This window comes from Cellulomonas sp. APG4, assembly GCF_009996735.1.
Taxonomy (GTDB): Bacteria; Actinomycetota; Actinomycetes; order Actinomycetales; family Cellulomonadaceae; genus Actinotalea.
Genome location: NZ_JAACYI010000001.1, coordinates 349,403 through 363,423, shown reverse-complemented (window position 1 = coordinate 363,423; position 14,021 = coordinate 349,403). Strand labels below are relative to the sequence as shown.

Below are 14,021 nucleotides of genomic sequence, written 5' to 3'. Positions count from 1 at the left end.
GGGACCCGTGATGCGTCATATGGCGGACGCACACTGAGAGGACACCCACCGTGCTGATCGCACAGCGCCCCACCCTGACCGAAGAGGTCATCTCCGAGCACCGCTCGCGGTTCGTCATCGAGCCGCTCGAGCCCGGCTTCGGCTACACCCTCGGCAACTCCCTGCGCCGCACCCTGCTCTCGTCGATCCCCGGCGCCGCCGTGACGAGCATCCGCATCGACGGCGTGCTCCACGAGTTCAGCACGGTGACGGGTGCCAAGGAGGACGTCACCGAGATCATCCTGAACATCAAGGAGCTCGTGGTCTCGTCCGAGAACGACGAGCCCGTGGTGATGTACCTGCGCAAGCAGGGCCCCGGGACGGTCACGGCCGCCGACATCACGCCGCCCGCGGGTGTCGAGGTGCACAACCCCGACCTGCACATCGCCACGCTCAACGGCAAGGGCAAGCTCGAGATCGAGCTCACGGTCGAGCGCGGCCGCGGTTACGTCTCCGCCCAGCAGAACAAGTCGTACGAGACCGAGATCGGTCGCGTCCCCGTGGACTCGATCTACTCCCCGGTCCTCAAGGTGACCTACAAGGTCGAGGCCACGCGTGTCGAGCAGCGGACGGACTTCGACAAGCTCGTCGTCGACGTCGAGACCAAGGCGGCGATCAGCCCGCGCGACGCGCTCGCCTCGGCGGGCAAGACCCTCGTCGAGCTGTTCGGCCTCGCCCGCGAGCTGAACGTCGAGGCGGAGGGCATCGAGATCGGCCCGTCGCCGACCGACGCCGCGCTCGCCGCAGACCTCGCGCTCCCGGTCGAGGAGCTCCAGCTCACGATCCGCTCGTACAACTGCCTCAAGCGCGAGGGCATCCACACCGTGGGTGAGCTCGTGGCGCGCAGCGAGGCCGACCTGCTCGACATCCGCAACTTCGGTGCGAAGTCCATCACCGAGGTCAAGGAGAAGCTCGCCGGCCTCGGTCTGTCCCTCAAGGACAGCCCGATCGACTTCGACCCGTCGTCGGCGGCCTACTACGACGAGGCCGAGTACACCGAGGACGAGCTGTCCTGATGCCGTGGAGGACCGCCGGGCGAGGCCCGGACGGTCCCAGGATCTTCGAGAACTGAGGAGAACAGACCATGCCCACGCCCACCAAGGGTCCGCGGCTCGGAGGTGGCCCGGCGCACGAGCGGCGCATCCTCGCCAACCTGGCGACGAGCCTGTTCGAGCACCGCCGGATCACCACGACCGAGACCAAGGCGAAGCGCCTGCGGCCGCTCGCGGAGCGGATGATCACGTTCGCCAAGCGCGGTGACCTGCACTCGCGCCGTCGCGTGCTGACCGTCGTCCGTGACAAGAGCGTCGTGCACGAGCTCTTCACCGAGATCGCTCCCGCGATGGCCGAGCGTCAGGGTGGCTACACGCGCATCACCAAGGTCGGCAACCGCAAGGGTGACAACGCCCCCATGGCGGTCATCGAGCTCGTCCTCGAGCCGGTCAGCCCGAAGCAGGCGACGGTGCGCGAGGCCGAGAAGGCCACCAAGCGCGCGGTGAAGCCGACGGAGGCCGAGGCAGCCGCCGAGACGACGGCCGCCGAGCCGACCGCCGAGGAGTCGACCGTCGTCGAGCCCGAGGCGACCGGCGACGCCGAGACGTCGACGGACGACGCCAAGGCCTGACAACGCGTCGCACGCAGGGCCCGGACCGCGCGGTCCGGGCCCTGCGTCGTCCCCGGCCTCGGTAGCGTGGTCGAGTGCTACCCGAGAGCCCGCCCGTGCTGCTGCTCCACGGGGCGCGCGCGTCGCGGACCATGTGGTCGCCGCAGCTCGACGCGCTCCGGCGAGCCGGTCACCGGGCACACGCGATCGACCTCCCGGGCCACGGTCGCCGCCGTGGCGAGCGGTTCGCCGTCGACACCGCGCTCGCGACGATCGAGGCGGAGCTCGAACGGCTCGGTACGCCCGCCCTGGTCGTCGGCCTCAGCCTGGGGGGTTACCTGGGCATCGCGGCCGCGGCGCGCACCCCGCAGCGCGTCGCGGGTCTCGTCGCGGCGGGCTGCAGCACACGTCCCGACCAGGCCGTGACGACCGCGTGGCGGACGGCTGCGCGCCTCATCGCCCGGCTGCCGGACAGGGGTGCGTGGCTCAACCAGGCGCTCGTCGACCGTGCGTTGCCCCCCGACGGGGCAGCCGCGCTGGCCGAGGGCGGGTTCGCGCTGGACGTCATGGTCGACCTCCTGGGTGAGGTCCCACGCCTGGACGTCCTCGGCGACCTCGCCCGGCTGCGGTGCCCGGTGTGGCTCGTCAGCGGGCGCTGGGACCACTTCCGGGCGGGGGAGGGCGCCTACCTTCGCGCGCGCCCCGAGGCGCGCCGCGTCCTTGTGCCCGGTGCCACCCACCTGGTCAACCTCGTCAGGCCGGTGGCGTTCACCCGCGTGGTGCTCGAGGCGCTCGACGAGCTGTCGACCGGTTCAGTCGGCCCCGCCCCGGGGGAGCTGCCACGCGCGGACGCCGCCCACGATCCCGGCTGAGTTGGGCACGACGACGACGTCGTCCCCCAGGGCCTCGACCGTGGTCGGACGGATGCGGCGGGCGTTGCCGCCACCGATGTACAGCCTGTCCCAGTGGACGACGGGGCGTAGCCCCTCGACGGCACGTCGCACGCGCCGTGACCACGCGGCGTCGCCCAGCCTGCGACGTTCGTGCTCGCCGAGGTAGGCGTCGTAGGTGACGCCCCAGCGCACCGGGGCGTGCGAGAGCTCGAGGTGGGGGGCGAGCACTCCTCCGTCGAACAGCGCGGAGCCGAGGCCGGTGCCGAGGGTGAGGACCAGCTCGAGCCCGGAGCCCGCGACGACCCCCGCGCCGTGGACCTCGGCGTCGTTGAGCACGAGCGTCGGCATACCGAGCGCTTCACCGAACGCGGCCGCCATGTCGCGTCCCGCCCACACGGCCACGAGGTCGGGGTCGACGCGGCTCCGGGGTCCGCTACGGGTCACGTAGTGCGGGGTAGCGATGACCACCCCGTGGCGGATCATGCCGGGCATGCCCACCGTGGCGCGGTCTGCCGCGGGAAGACCGCCTGCGAGCTCCACGACGGTGGCGACGAGTCGCTCGGGTGGGAGCGGGTAGGGCGTGGGGACGCGCACGGGCGGCACGTGGAGGGTGCCCGCCGCGTCGAGCACCGAGGCCTTGATGCCGCCACCGCCGCAGTCGACCGCGAGGGTGCGACCCTCGTCGACGCCACCGTTCACGGCCCGACGATAGGCGCGGGCGCACACCACCCGCCAGCGGCGTGCGACGCGGGGTCGGTACCGTGGCCCGGTGACCGGCCCCGCCCCCTCCGCTCCGTCCGTGCCGCCGGACGACGCGTCGCTGCGCATCCGGCTCGACCTTGCCTACGACGGCACCCACTTCGCGGGCTGGGCGACTCAGCCCGGGCTGCGGACGGTCCAGGGGACGCTCGAGACCGCACTCGGCACCGTGCTGCGGACACCGCCGCCCCGGCTCACGGTCGCGGGACGCACCGACGCGGGGGTGCACGCCCGCGGCCAGGTCGCCCACGTCGACGTCGGCCCGGACACGTGGGCCGCGGTCCGGGGGCGCCTCGAGCTCGAGCCCGGCCCCGCCCTCGTCCGTCGGCTCACGGGGGTGCTGCCGCCGGACGTCGTCGTGCACCGGGCGGCCCCCGCGCCTGCGGGGTTCGACGCACGGTTCTCGGCCCTCGCCAGGCGCTACGACTACCGGCTCGCCGACCGACCCGAGTGCGTCGACCCCCTTCGCCGGGCGTCCGTCGTCCAGCACCGCCGCCCGCTCGACGTGGCCGCCATGGCCTCCGCGGCGCGCCGGCTCGTCGGGCGCCACGACTTCGCGGCCTTCTGCCGTCCTCGGCCCGGCGCCACCACCATCCGGACGCTCGAGCGGCTCGACGTCGAGCGGCCGTCCGAAGGGCCGGACGTCGGCCTGGTGGTCGCGACCGTGGCGGCCGACGCGTTCTGCCACTCGATGGTCCGCGCGCTGATGGGCGCGTTGCTCGCCGTCGGCGAGGGCCGTCGCGAGAGCTCCTGGGTCGCGGGGCTGCTCGAGCTGCGCAGGCGCGAGGCCGCGGCTCCGACGGCACCCGCGCACGGGCTGACCCTCGAGGAGGTCACCTACCCCGAGGACGGCCGGCTCGCCGAGCGCGCCCGGGTGACTCGTGCGCGCCGCGAGGCGCACGAGGTCGTCACGCGCTGACGCTCAGCGGTCCTCGTCGAGCACGTGCACGGCGGCCTCCTCGGCGCTCGCGGCACCGCCCGAGATGCCCTCGTCGACGGCCATGAGGCTCGTCGCGGTGTCGCCGCTGGCCTCGGTCGAGTCGGCGGCGAGGCGCCCCGCGCGGTCGGGCTCGCGCGCGCCAGCCGCCGGTCCCTCGGCCTCCCAGACCTCCGGCTCCTCCTGCGCGAGCCGCTCGTCGAGGTTCTCGCCCTCGAGCTGCTCGACCTCGGTCTCGAGCCGGTGGGGGTTCGGCGGGCGGTCGGGCGGCACGTAGCCCTCGTCGAGCACGTCCTCGGTCCCGCGGTCGACCAGGGTCTCCTGGGCGTCGAGCTGGTTGGTGTCGCCCTCGGCCACCTGCTCGGGGGCCGGGCTCGTGGCCGGGGTGTCGCCGTCGTCGGTGCTCATGCCGTCCACGGTGGCACCCGACGGTGGCGTGCGCATCCGCAGGAGCCCGCAATCCGTTCGCCGCACAGGGGCGCGCACGGGGAGACTGGACCCATGGGCCACCTCGACATCTCCGGCGTCGGCTACGTGCTGCCCGACGGGCGTCCGCTGCTCTCCGACGTGGACCTGCGGGTGGCCGACGGGGCGAAGGTGGCGCTGGTCGGTCCCAACGGTGCCGGCAAGACGACGCTGCTGCGCATCGTCGCGGGCGACGAGCAGCCACATTCCGGTGGAGTCGTGCGCAGCGGCGGTCTCGGCGTGATGCGCCAGATGGTCGGAAGGATCGACGACGACCGCTCGGTGCGCGATCTCCTCGCGGCCCTGGCGCCGCCGGCGGTCGCCTCCGCCGCGACCGAGCTGACGGCCGCCGAGCTCGCGATGATGGAGGTCGACGACGAGCCGACCCAGATGCGCTACGCCCAGGCGCTCGCGGACTGGGCCGACGTCGGGGGCTACGAGTCCGAGGTGGGCTGGGACAAGGCGACCGACGCCGTCCTCTCGACGCCCTTCGAGCGTGCCCAGCACCGCGAGGTGCGCAGCCTGTCCGGCGGTGAGCAGAAGCGTCTCGTGCTCGAGGCCCTGCTCCGCGGTCCCGACGAGGTGCTCCTGCTCGACGAGCCGGACAACTACCTGGACGTGCCGACGAAGCGCTGGCTCGAGGAGCAGCTCGCGGCCTCGCCCAAGACCGTCCTCTTCGTGAGCCACGACCGTGAGCTCCTGGCGCGCTCCGCGACCCAGGTCGCGAGCCTGGAGCCCACGCCGGCGGGCTCCACGCTGTGGGTGCACGGCGCGGGGTTCGCGACCTTCGGCCGGGCGCGCGCCGACCGGGTCGCGCGGTCCGCCGAGCTGACGCGGCGCTGGGAGGAGGAGCGGTCCAAGCTCCGCGACCTCGTGCACACCCTGCGGACGAAGGCGGCGTTCAACGACGGGCTCGCCTCGCGCTACCAGGCGGCCCAGACCCGCCTGCGCAAGTTCGAGGAGGCCGGTCCGCCGCCGGTGATGGCGCGCGAGCAGGACGTCCGCGTCAGGCTCGTGGGTGGGCGCACGGCCAAGCGTGCCGTCGTGGCGGAGGGCCTCGAGCTCACCGATCTGATGCGGCCCTTCGACCTCGAGGTCTGGTTCGGTGAGCGGGTCGCGGTGCTCGGCTCGAACGGGTCGGGCAAGTCCCACTTCCTCCGGCTGCTCGCGGCCGGCGGGAGCGACCCCGACCCGGCCCAGGGTCCGGTCGGCGCCGGCACGCGTGGCGCGGAGCCCGTGCGGCACACCGGTCGCGTCACGCTCGGCTCTCGCGTGCGTCCCGGGTGGTTCGCACAGGACGACGTCCACCCCGAGCTCGCAGACCGTACTCTGCTCGAGATCCTGCACCGGGGAGAGGGGGCCAGGGCGGGAATGGGGCGGGAGCAGGCGAGCAAGGCGCTCGACCGCTACGAGCTCGTGGCGGCGGCCGAGCAGACGTACGGGACGCTCTCGGGTGGCCAGCAGGCACGGTTCGAGATCCTGCTGCTCGAGCTCGGCGGCGCGACCCTGCTGCTGCTGGACGAGCCGACCGACAACCTCGACCTGCACTCCGCGGAGGCCCTCGAGCGCGGCCTCGAGGCCTTCGAGGGCACGGTCGTCGCAGTGACGCACGACAGGTGGTTCGCGCGGGGCTTCGACAGGTTCCTGGTGTTCGGCGCCGACGGCGAGGTGGTCGAGACGCCCGAGGCGGTGTGGGACGTCGCGCGCGTGCGGCGGGCCCGCTGACCGGGCGCCCGAGCACGTTTTGACCCCCCGGCGAGGCGGCGGGTACTCTGGCGTGTCGTTGTGCGTCCTAGGCGTGCCCTCGCGGTATGCGCATGGATGTCACGACCCCATCGGGTCCCACCTGAGCGGTGCGTGCGAACGCGCGGCGCGGTCGGCCCGGTGCCACTCATTCAGCACCACCGAAACGAAGGCTACGACCCGTGCGCACGTACACCCCGAAGCCCGGCGACGTCGAGCGGACCTGGCACGTCATCGACGCGACCGACGTCGTCCTCGGCCGCCTCGCCTCCCAGGTCGCGACGCTGCTGCGCGGCAAGCACAAGGCGACCTTCGCGCCCCACGTGGACAACGGTGACTTCGTCATCGTCGTCAACGCGGACAAGGTGGCGCTGACCGGCAACAAGCGCGAGCAGAAGCTCGCCTACCGCCACTCGGGCTACCCGGGCGGTCTGCGCGCGGTGCCCTACTCGGAGCTGCTCGCGAAGAAGCCCGAGCGTGCGGTGGAGAAGGCCGTGCGCGGCATGCTCCCCAAGACCTCGCTCGGCCGCAACCAGATCGGCAAGCTCAAGGTCTACGCCGGACCGGAGCACCCGCACGCGGCGCAGAAGCCCCAGCCCTTCGAGATCACCCAGGTCGCCCAGGCCAAGGCCTGAGGCACCACCCACCCAGGACGCGAGGACACCACCAGTGGCCGACACCACCGCAGACACCGAGGTCGAGGAGACCCCCTCGAGCTACACCTCCGAGACCGTGGCCCCCACGGGCCGGGGCCAGAGCCTCACCGCCCCCGGGCAGGCGCTCGGCCGGCGCAAGGAGGCCGTGGCGCGTGTGCGCCTCGTCCCCGGTTCGGGCCAGTGGAAGATCAACGGGCGCACGCTCGAGGAGTACTTCCCGAACAAGGTCCACCAGCAGCTGGTGAACAGCCCGCTGAAGCTCGTCGACGTCGAGGGCCGCTTCGACGTGATCGCGCGCATCGACGGCGGCGGGGTGTCCGGCCAGGCCGGTGCGCTGCGCCTCGGCATCGCCCGTGCGCTGAACGCGATCGACGCGGAGAGCAACCGCCCGGCGCTCAAGAAGGCGGGCTTCCTCACGCGTGACGCGCGCGTCGTCGAGCGCAAGAAGGCCGGTCTCAAGAAGGCCCGCAAGGCGCCCCAGTACTCCAAGCGCTGATCCACGCAGCGTCGATCTCGACCGACGGCCCCGATGGTCACCATCGGGGCCGTTCGGCCGTCCGGAGCAGGCAGGCCTCCTCGGAGCGTGCGGCGCCAGCCGACGTCCCGCACGGGGGCGAGACGAGGAGGACCCATGGGTCGGCTTTTCGGAACCGACGGAGTGCGCGGCGTCGCCAACCGTGACGTCACGGCCGAGCTCGCGCTGGACGTCGCCGTCGCGGCGGCCCACGTGCTCGGCGCGTCAGGCGCGTTCGAGGGACACCGTCCGCGCGCGGTGATCGGTCGCGACCCGCGGGCGTCGGGCGAGTTCCTCTCGGCCGCGGTCGCCGCAGGCCTCGCGAGCGCCGGTGTCGACGTCGTGAACGTCGGTGTGCTGCCCACCCCCGGTGTCGCGCACCTGACGGGCGCGCTCGAGGTGGATCTGGGCGTCATGCTCTCGGCGTCGCACAACCCGATGCCGGACAACGGCATCAAGTTCTTCACGCGTGGCGGCCACAAGCTCCCCGACGACGTCGAGGACGCGATCGAGGCCCGCATGCGTGAGCCCTGGGACCGTCCCACGGGCGCCGCCGTCGGCCGCATCACCCAGGACGTCGGCATGGCGGGCTCGACGTACGTCGAGCACCTCGTGGGGACGCTCCCCGCGCAGCTCGACGGGCTGCGCATCGCGATCGACTGCGCCAATGGCGCGGCCAGCGAGGTCGCACCGGCCGCCCTGCGCGCCGCGGGGGCGGACGTCGTGGTCATCAACGCGTCGCCCGACGGTCGCAACATCAACGAGAAGTGCGGGTCGACCCACCCCGAGCAGCTCCAGGCCGCCGTCGTCGCGGCCGGCGCGCACCTCGGCGTCGCGCTCGACGGCGACGCCGACAGGTGCCTCGCGGTCGACGCGGCCGGCGCGCTCGTCGACGGCGACCAGATCATGGGGATCCTCGCGGTCGCGCTCAAGGAGCGCGGTGAGCTGGCCCAGGACACCCTCGTCACCACGGTGATGAGCAACCTCGGCCTCCAGCTGGCGATGGCCGACGCGGGTGTGCGCACCGTGCAGACGGGGGTCGGGGACCGCTACGTGCTCGAGGAGATGCGCGCGCACGGCTACAGCCTGGGTGGTGAGCAGTCCGGGCACCTGATCCTGGCCGAGCACGCGACGACCGGGGACGGCACGCTGACCGCGCTCCAGCTCGCGGCGCGCGTCGCGCAGACCTCGCGCAGCCTGGCCGACCTCGCCGGGGCCGTGCGCAGGCTCCCGCAGGTGCTCGTCAACGTGTCGGGGGTCGACCGCACGCGCGCCACCAGCGACGACGCCGTGCTGAGCGCTGTCGCCGACGCCGAGGCCGAGCTGGGCCGCGAGGGGCGGGTGCTGCTGCGTCCTTCGGGCACCGAGCCCGTCGTCCGCGTCATGGTCGAGGCCGCGCAGCAGGACCGCGCGGAGCAGGTCGCCGACCGCCTCGCCGGGGTGGTCAAGACCCACCTCGCGCTGTGACGGGTCCCGCCGAGGTCCGGGCCCGGGTCGAGCAGCTCCTGGCCGGCCCGCGTCCGTTGCCGATCGTCCAGGCCGGCGACCCGGTGCTGCGCGCACCCGCGACGCCCTACGACGGGGAGCTCGACGACGCGCTCCTCGCGGAGCTGCTCCGCACCATGCGGGAGACGATGCTCGCCGCGCCCGGCGTGGGGCTCGCCGCTCCCCAGGTGGGCCTGGGCCTCGCGCTCGCCGTGGTCGAGGACACCTGGCCCGCGGACGACGAGTACGCGACCGCGCGCGAGCGCACCCCCGTCCCGTTCCGCGTGCTCGTGAACCCCCACTACGAGCCGGTGGGTGACGAGCGGGTGGGTTTCTACGAGGGCTGCCTCAGCGTCGAGGGGTGGCAGGCCGTGACCCCGCGCTGGCGGCGGGTGCGGCTCACGGGCCAGGACGAGACGGGCGCCGCGCTCGACGAGGAGCTCGTGGGCTGGCCGGCGCGGATCGTCCAGCACGAGACCGACCACCTGCGCGGGACCCTCTACGTCGACCGCGCCCACATGCGCTCCCTCGTGGGGCCGACCAATGCCCAGCGCTGGGCCGACGTCACGGCCGAGCGCGCGGCACGCACCCTCGGGTTCCCGCTCCCGTAGGGCACCCCCTCCCATGGGTGGACGTGCGTCACGAGATGTTCATCCGTCCGACGGACGTCGCGTGCCCGGCGGTGCGCGAGGATCGAGCTCGAACCCGGTCGGGGTGGTCCCAGGGTACGGATGGGGGGAAATCCCCATGTCGCCCGGCCACCGCGGTCCCCTAGCGTGGTTCTCGGCCGACCGGCCGCAGCCGATCGCCGTCACCGCGGCGCCGACGAGCAGGAGATCTGGTGGAGGAGCTGCTGACGGCGCTCACCTCGTGGGTGATCGCGCTCGCGGGCTCACCCTGGGTGTTCGTGGCGCTGTACGCGTTCGCGACGATCGACGGGTTCTTCCCGCCGATCCCGAGCGAGAGCGTCATCATCGCGCTCGCCGCGCTCTCGGTCTCGAGCGGGGAGCCCAACTTCTGGGTGCTCGGTGCGGTCGCCGCCGCGGGCGCGTTCACGGGCGACCAGATCGCCTACTCGATCGGGCAGCGGATCCCGGTGCGCAGCCTGCGCTTCATGCAGGGCCGTCGAGCGCAGGCCGCGCTCGGCTGGGCCGAGCGCGCGCTCGCCGACAGGGGAGCCGCCTTCATCATCGCTGCGCGGTACGTGCCGATCGGTCGTGTCGCGGTGAACATGACGGCAGGCGCCGTCGGCTTCAGCCGCACGCGGTTCACCGTGCTCGCGGCGATCGCGGCCGTCACCTGGTCCGTGTACTCGGTGCTCCTGGGCATCGGTGCGGGGGTGTGGCTCAAGGAGCACCCGCTGCTCGCGGTCGTCGTGGGTGTCGCGGGTGGTCTGCTGCTCGGGACGCTGATCGACCCGGTGGTCAAGCGGGTGCTGCGGGGCCGCCGGGGGCGACGAGGAGTGGTCCCGGACGCCCCGGCCGGAGGCCTGACCGAGGGGCCCGACGACGGCGTGCCGCTGCTCGCCCCGGGTGTCGTCACCGACGTCGACCCGGCCCCCGCCGAGGCCGGCGCACCGCCGCGCTGAGACCGGCTCTCAGAGCTTGCGCAGGCGCACGCGCTCGACCGCGTGGTCACGGCCCTTGCGCAGCACGAGCGTGGCGCGGCCCCGCGTGGGCAGGATGTTCTGCTCGAGGTTGGGCGCGTTGATCGTGTCCCAGATGCGCTCGGCCGTGGTGATGGCCTCGTCGTCGTCGAGCGACGCGTACCGGTGGAAGTACGAGCCCGGGTCGGCGAACGCCGAGTGCCGCAGGGACAGGAAGCGGTCGACGTACCACTGGCGCACGTCGTCCGTGCGCGCGTCGACGTAGATCGAGAAGTCGAAGAAGTCGCTGACGGCGAGGCTCGAGCCGCCCACGGCGGTGGGGCGCGCCGGCTGGAGGACGTTGAGACCCTCGACCACCAGCACGTCCGGCCGTCGCACGACGACGTGCTCACCCGGCACGATGTCGTAGGAGAGGTGCGAGTAGACGGGTGCGCGCACCTCGGGACGGCCGGCCTTGACGGCGGCCAGGAAGCGCAGGAGCGCGCGCCGGTCGTAGGACTCCGGGAAGCCCTTGCGCTCCATGAGCCCGCGCCGGGCGAGCTCTGCGTTCGGCAGCAGGAACCCGTCGGTCGTGACCAGCTCGACCCGGGGCGTCTCCGGCCAGCGGGCGAGCAGCTCGCGGAGCACGCGAGCGGTCGTCGACTTGCCGACGGCGACAGAGCCGGCGATGCCGATCACGTACGGCGTGCGGGCGGCGGCCTCGCCGAGGAAGGTCGACGACGCCTCGTGGAGCGCGCCGGTCGCGGTCACGTAGAGGTTGAGCAGCCGCGACAGCGGTCGGTACACGGCGTCGACCTCGGCCAGGTCCACCGGGTCGCCGAGCCCGCGCAGGTGCTCGACGTCCGCATCCGTCAGGGGGAGAGGGGTCGAGGCCGAGAGCCGGCTCCATGCCTCGCGGTCGAGGTCGACGTACGGCGTCGACGGCACGAGGTCGGCGGAGGGCACGCGAGCATTCTGCCCGACGAGGCCCGGGCCCGTGGCCGCCCGCCCGAGCAACTAGACTCGCCGCCATGTGTGGAATCGTCGGGTACGTCGGTGCCCAGCAGGCCAACGGTCGTCCGCTCGAGGTCGTCATGGGGGGACTCAAGCGCCTCGAGTACCGCGGGTACGACTCCGCCGGCGTCGCGCTGGTGCCCCAGGAGGGACGGGCCCTCGCGACGGCGAAGAAGGCGGGCAAGCTCGCGAACCTCGCGGCCGAGCTCGAGGCCACCCCGCTCCCCGCCGCCACCGCGGCGATCGGGCACACGCGGTGGGCGACCCACGGGGCGCCCACCGACGTCAACGCCCACCCGCACCTCTCGGAGGACGGCGCGCTCGCCGTCATCCACAACGGCATCATCGAGAACTTCGCCGAGCTGCGAGCCGAGCTCGAGGCCGCGGGTGTCACGCTGACCTCGGAGACGGACACCGAGGTCGTCGCCCACCTGGTCGCGGCCGCCTACGCGACGACGCCCGACCTGACCGAGGCCCTGCGCTCGGTCGCGCGTCGCCTCCATGGGACGTTCACCCTGCTCGCGGTGCACGTCGACGCGCCCGACGTCGTCGTGGGTGCCCGGCACGACTCTCCCCTCGTCGTCGGTCTCGGTGACGGCGAGAACTACCTGGGCTCGGACGTCGCGGCGTTCATCGCCCACACGCGCGAGGCGCTCGAGCTCGGGCAGGACCAGGTGGTCACGATCACCCCCACCACGGTCTCGGTGACCGACTTCGACGGGAACCCGGTCGAGGCCCGTCGGTTCACCGTGGACTGGGACGCCGCGGCCGCCGAGAAGGGCGGCTTCGGCTCGTTCATGGACAAGGAGATCCACGACCAGCCGCACGCGGTCGCGGACACCCTGCTGGGGCGCACGGACACCACGGGCCGGCTGGTGCTCGACGACCTGCGCGTCGACGAGGCCGTGCTGCGTCAGGTCGACAAGATCATCGTCATCGCGTGCGGCACCGCCGCCTACGCGGGCCAGGTCGCCAAGTACGCGATCGAGCACTGGTGCCGCATCCCCGTCGAGGTCGAGCTCGCCCACGAGTTCCGCTACCGGGACCCGATCGTCAACTCCAAGACGCTCGTCGTGGCCGTGTCGCAGTCGGGCGAGACCATGGACACGCTCATGGCCGTCCGGCACGCGCGTGAGCAGGGCGCGACCGTCCTCGCGATCGTCAACACCCATGGCTCGACCATCCCGCGCGAGTCCGACGCGGTGCTCTACACGCACGCCGGCCCCGAGGTCGCGGTCGCCTCGACCAAGGCGTTCCTCGCGCAGATCACGGCGGCCTACCTGCTCGGCCTGTACCTCGCGCAGCTGCGCGGCACGAAGTTCCCGGACGAGATCGCCGAGATGCTCGACGCGCTGCGCGAGCTGCCCGAGAAGATCCAGGCCGTGATCGACGGCGCGGGTCACGTGCGCGAGGTCGCACGGTCGATGGCGGATGTCGCCTCGGTGCTGTTCCTGGGCCGGCACGTGGGCTACCCCGTCGCGATGGAGGGCGCCCTCAAGCTCAAGGAGCTCGCGTACATCCACGCGGAGGGCTTCGCCGCGGGTGAGCTCAAGCACGGCCCGATCGCCCTGATCGAGGAGGGGCAGGCGGTCTTCATCATCGTGCCGTCCCCGCGCGGCCGTGACTCGCTGCACAGCAAGGTCATCTCGAACATCCAGGAGATCCGGGCCCGCGGTGCGCGCACGCTCGTCATCGCGGAGGAGGGCGACAGCGACGTGCTGCCGTTCGCCGACGAGGTGTTCTACGTGCCGCAGACGCCCGTGCTGCTGGCCCCGCTGGTCTCGGTGGTCCCGCTGCAGATCTTCGCGATGGAGCTCGCGACGGCCAAGGGGCTCGACGTCGACCAGCCGCGCAACCTGGCCAAGTCCGTCACGGTCGAGTGACCCGGTGCGCCGCGGGAGCCTGATCGGGGAGTGTCCGGCGTGATCGTCGGGGTGGGGATCGACGTCGTCGACGTGGCCCGGTTCCTGGCGACACTCGAACGCGCCCCGCGCCTGGTGGAGAAGCTCTTCACCCCCCAGGAGCGTGACGTGCCCCCGACGTCCCTCGCCGCGCGGTTCGCCGCCAAGGAGGCGATCGCCAAGGCCCTCGGTGCCCCCGGCGACCTCGAGTGGCACGACGCGACCGTCCGCCGGGTCGTCGGTGGGCCACCCGAGGTCGAGATCCGGGGGACCGTCGCGGCGCGCGCGAGCGCGCTCGGCATCGACCGGTTCCACCTGTCCCTGTCGCACGACGCCGGTATCGCCTCGGCCGTGGCGGTGGCCGAGCGGGACGTCCGGTGACGCCGGTCGGACGGTCGCGGGCGATCTCGTGACCCGTGCGTGAGGC

Annotated in this window: 15 protein-coding genes; 12 read left to right on the top strand and 3 right to left on the bottom strand. The window is 73.1% G+C overall.

Annotated features, from left to right (window positions below):
* Nucleotides 1-50 precede the first annotated feature (50 nt).
* The 3 genes from GXB85_RS01645 to GXB85_RS01635 all read left to right on the top strand — a co-directional run bounded on the left by GXB85_RS01645 (nt 51) and on the right by GXB85_RS01635 (nt 2,514).
* Nucleotides 51-1,055, top strand: coding sequence for a DNA-directed RNA polymerase subunit alpha (locus GXB85_RS01645; RefSeq protein ID WP_161915872.1), 1,005 nt, complete (start codon nt 51-53; stop codon nt 1,053-1,055).
* 68 nt (nt 1,056-1,123) lie between these two features.
* Nucleotides 1,124-1,663: a 50S ribosomal protein L17 gene (gene rplQ / locus GXB85_RS01640; protein ID WP_161915871.1), complete on the top strand. Its 540-nt coding sequence runs from the start codon at nt 1,124-1,126 to the stop codon at nt 1,661-1,663.
* A 74-nt stretch (nt 1,664-1,737) separates the two neighbouring features.
* Nucleotides 1,738-2,514, top strand: coding sequence for an alpha/beta fold hydrolase (locus GXB85_RS01635; protein WP_370523939.1), 777 nt, complete (start codon nt 1,738-1,740; stop codon nt 2,512-2,514).
* On the opposite strand, the gene GXB85_RS01630 is transcribed toward GXB85_RS01635, so the two are convergent.
* The gene (locus GXB85_RS01630) at nt 2,455-3,234 is read right to left on the bottom strand and encodes an ROK family protein (protein ID WP_370523938.1); all 780 of its coding nucleotides are present in this window, start codon (nt 3,232-3,234) and stop codon (nt 2,455-2,457) included. The two genes, GXB85_RS01635 and GXB85_RS01630, sit on opposite strands and share 60 nt — an antisense overlap.
* A 70-nt stretch (nt 3,235-3,304) precedes the next feature.
* Here GXB85_RS01630 and truA point away from each other — a divergent pair, with 70 nt between their 5' ends.
* The gene (gene truA / locus GXB85_RS01625; RefSeq protein WP_370523937.1) at nt 3,305-4,213 is read left to right on the top strand and encodes a tRNA pseudouridine(38-40) synthase TruA; all 909 of its coding nucleotides are present in this window, start codon (nt 3,305-3,307) and stop codon (nt 4,211-4,213) included.
* 3 nt (nt 4,214-4,216) lie between these two features.
* Here the strand turns inward: truA and GXB85_RS01620 are convergent, their stop codons facing one another.
* Nucleotides 4,217-4,639, bottom strand: coding sequence for a DUF5709 domain-containing protein (locus GXB85_RS01620; protein ID WP_161915868.1), 423 nt, complete (start codon nt 4,637-4,639; stop codon nt 4,217-4,219).
* Nucleotides 4,640-4,732: 93 nt separating this feature from the next.
* On the opposite strand from GXB85_RS01620, the gene GXB85_RS01615 reads away from it, so the two are divergent.
* The 6 genes from GXB85_RS01615 (at nt 4,733) to GXB85_RS01590 (ending at nt 10,682) form a co-directional block, all read left to right on the top strand.
* A complete protein-coding gene (locus GXB85_RS01615) occupies nt 4,733-6,421 on the top strand; it encodes an ABC-F family ATP-binding cassette domain-containing protein (protein WP_161915867.1) in 1,689 nt (562 codons plus the stop codon).
* A gap of 200 nt (nt 6,422-6,621) precedes the next feature.
* Complete coding sequence (gene rplM / locus GXB85_RS01610; protein WP_161915866.1) at nt 6,622-7,074, top strand: 50S ribosomal protein L13; 453 nt, start codon at nt 6,622-6,624, stop codon at nt 7,072-7,074.
* A 34-nt stretch (nt 7,075-7,108) separates the two neighbouring features.
* The gene (gene rpsI, locus GXB85_RS01605) at nt 7,109-7,591 is read left to right on the top strand and encodes a 30S ribosomal protein S9 (protein WP_161915865.1); all 483 of its coding nucleotides are present in this window, start codon (nt 7,109-7,111) and stop codon (nt 7,589-7,591) included.
* Nucleotides 7,592-7,726: 135 nt separating this feature from the next.
* Nucleotides 7,727-9,076 carry a phosphoglucosamine mutase gene (gene glmM, locus GXB85_RS01600; RefSeq protein WP_161915864.1) on the top strand — a complete coding sequence of 450 codons (1,350 nt, stop codon included), beginning with the start codon at nt 7,727-7,729 and terminating at the stop codon, nt 9,074-9,076.
* The gene (locus GXB85_RS01595) at nt 9,073-9,705 is read left to right on the top strand and encodes a peptide deformylase (protein WP_161915863.1); all 633 of its coding nucleotides are present in this window, start codon (nt 9,073-9,075) and stop codon (nt 9,703-9,705) included. Before glmM ends, GXB85_RS01595 begins: the two co-directional genes overlap by 4 nt.
* A 230-nt stretch (nt 9,706-9,935) precedes the next feature.
* A complete protein-coding gene (locus GXB85_RS01590) occupies nt 9,936-10,682 on the top strand; it encodes a DedA family protein (protein ID WP_370523936.1) in 747 nt (248 codons plus the stop codon).
* 9 nt (nt 10,683-10,691) lie between these two features.
* Here GXB85_RS01590 and coaA read toward each other — a convergent pair whose 3' ends face one another.
* Entirely contained in the window at nt 10,692-11,645 is a 954-nt protein-coding gene (coaA, locus tag GXB85_RS01585) for a type I pantothenate kinase (RefSeq protein ID WP_161915862.1), read from the bottom strand.
* A 65-nt stretch (nt 11,646-11,710) separates the two neighbouring features.
* Between coaA and glmS the strand changes: the two genes are divergently transcribed.
* The gene (gene glmS / locus GXB85_RS01580) at nt 11,711-13,576 is read left to right on the top strand and encodes a glutamine--fructose-6-phosphate transaminase (isomerizing) (RefSeq protein WP_161915861.1); all 1,866 of its coding nucleotides are present in this window, start codon (nt 11,711-11,713) and stop codon (nt 13,574-13,576) included.
* A gap of 39 nt (nt 13,577-13,615) precedes the next feature.
* Complete coding sequence (locus GXB85_RS01575) at nt 13,616-13,975, top strand: holo-ACP synthase (RefSeq protein ID WP_161915860.1); 360 nt, start codon at nt 13,616-13,618, stop codon at nt 13,973-13,975.
* The last annotated feature ends 46 nt before the right edge of the window (nt 13,976-14,021 follow it).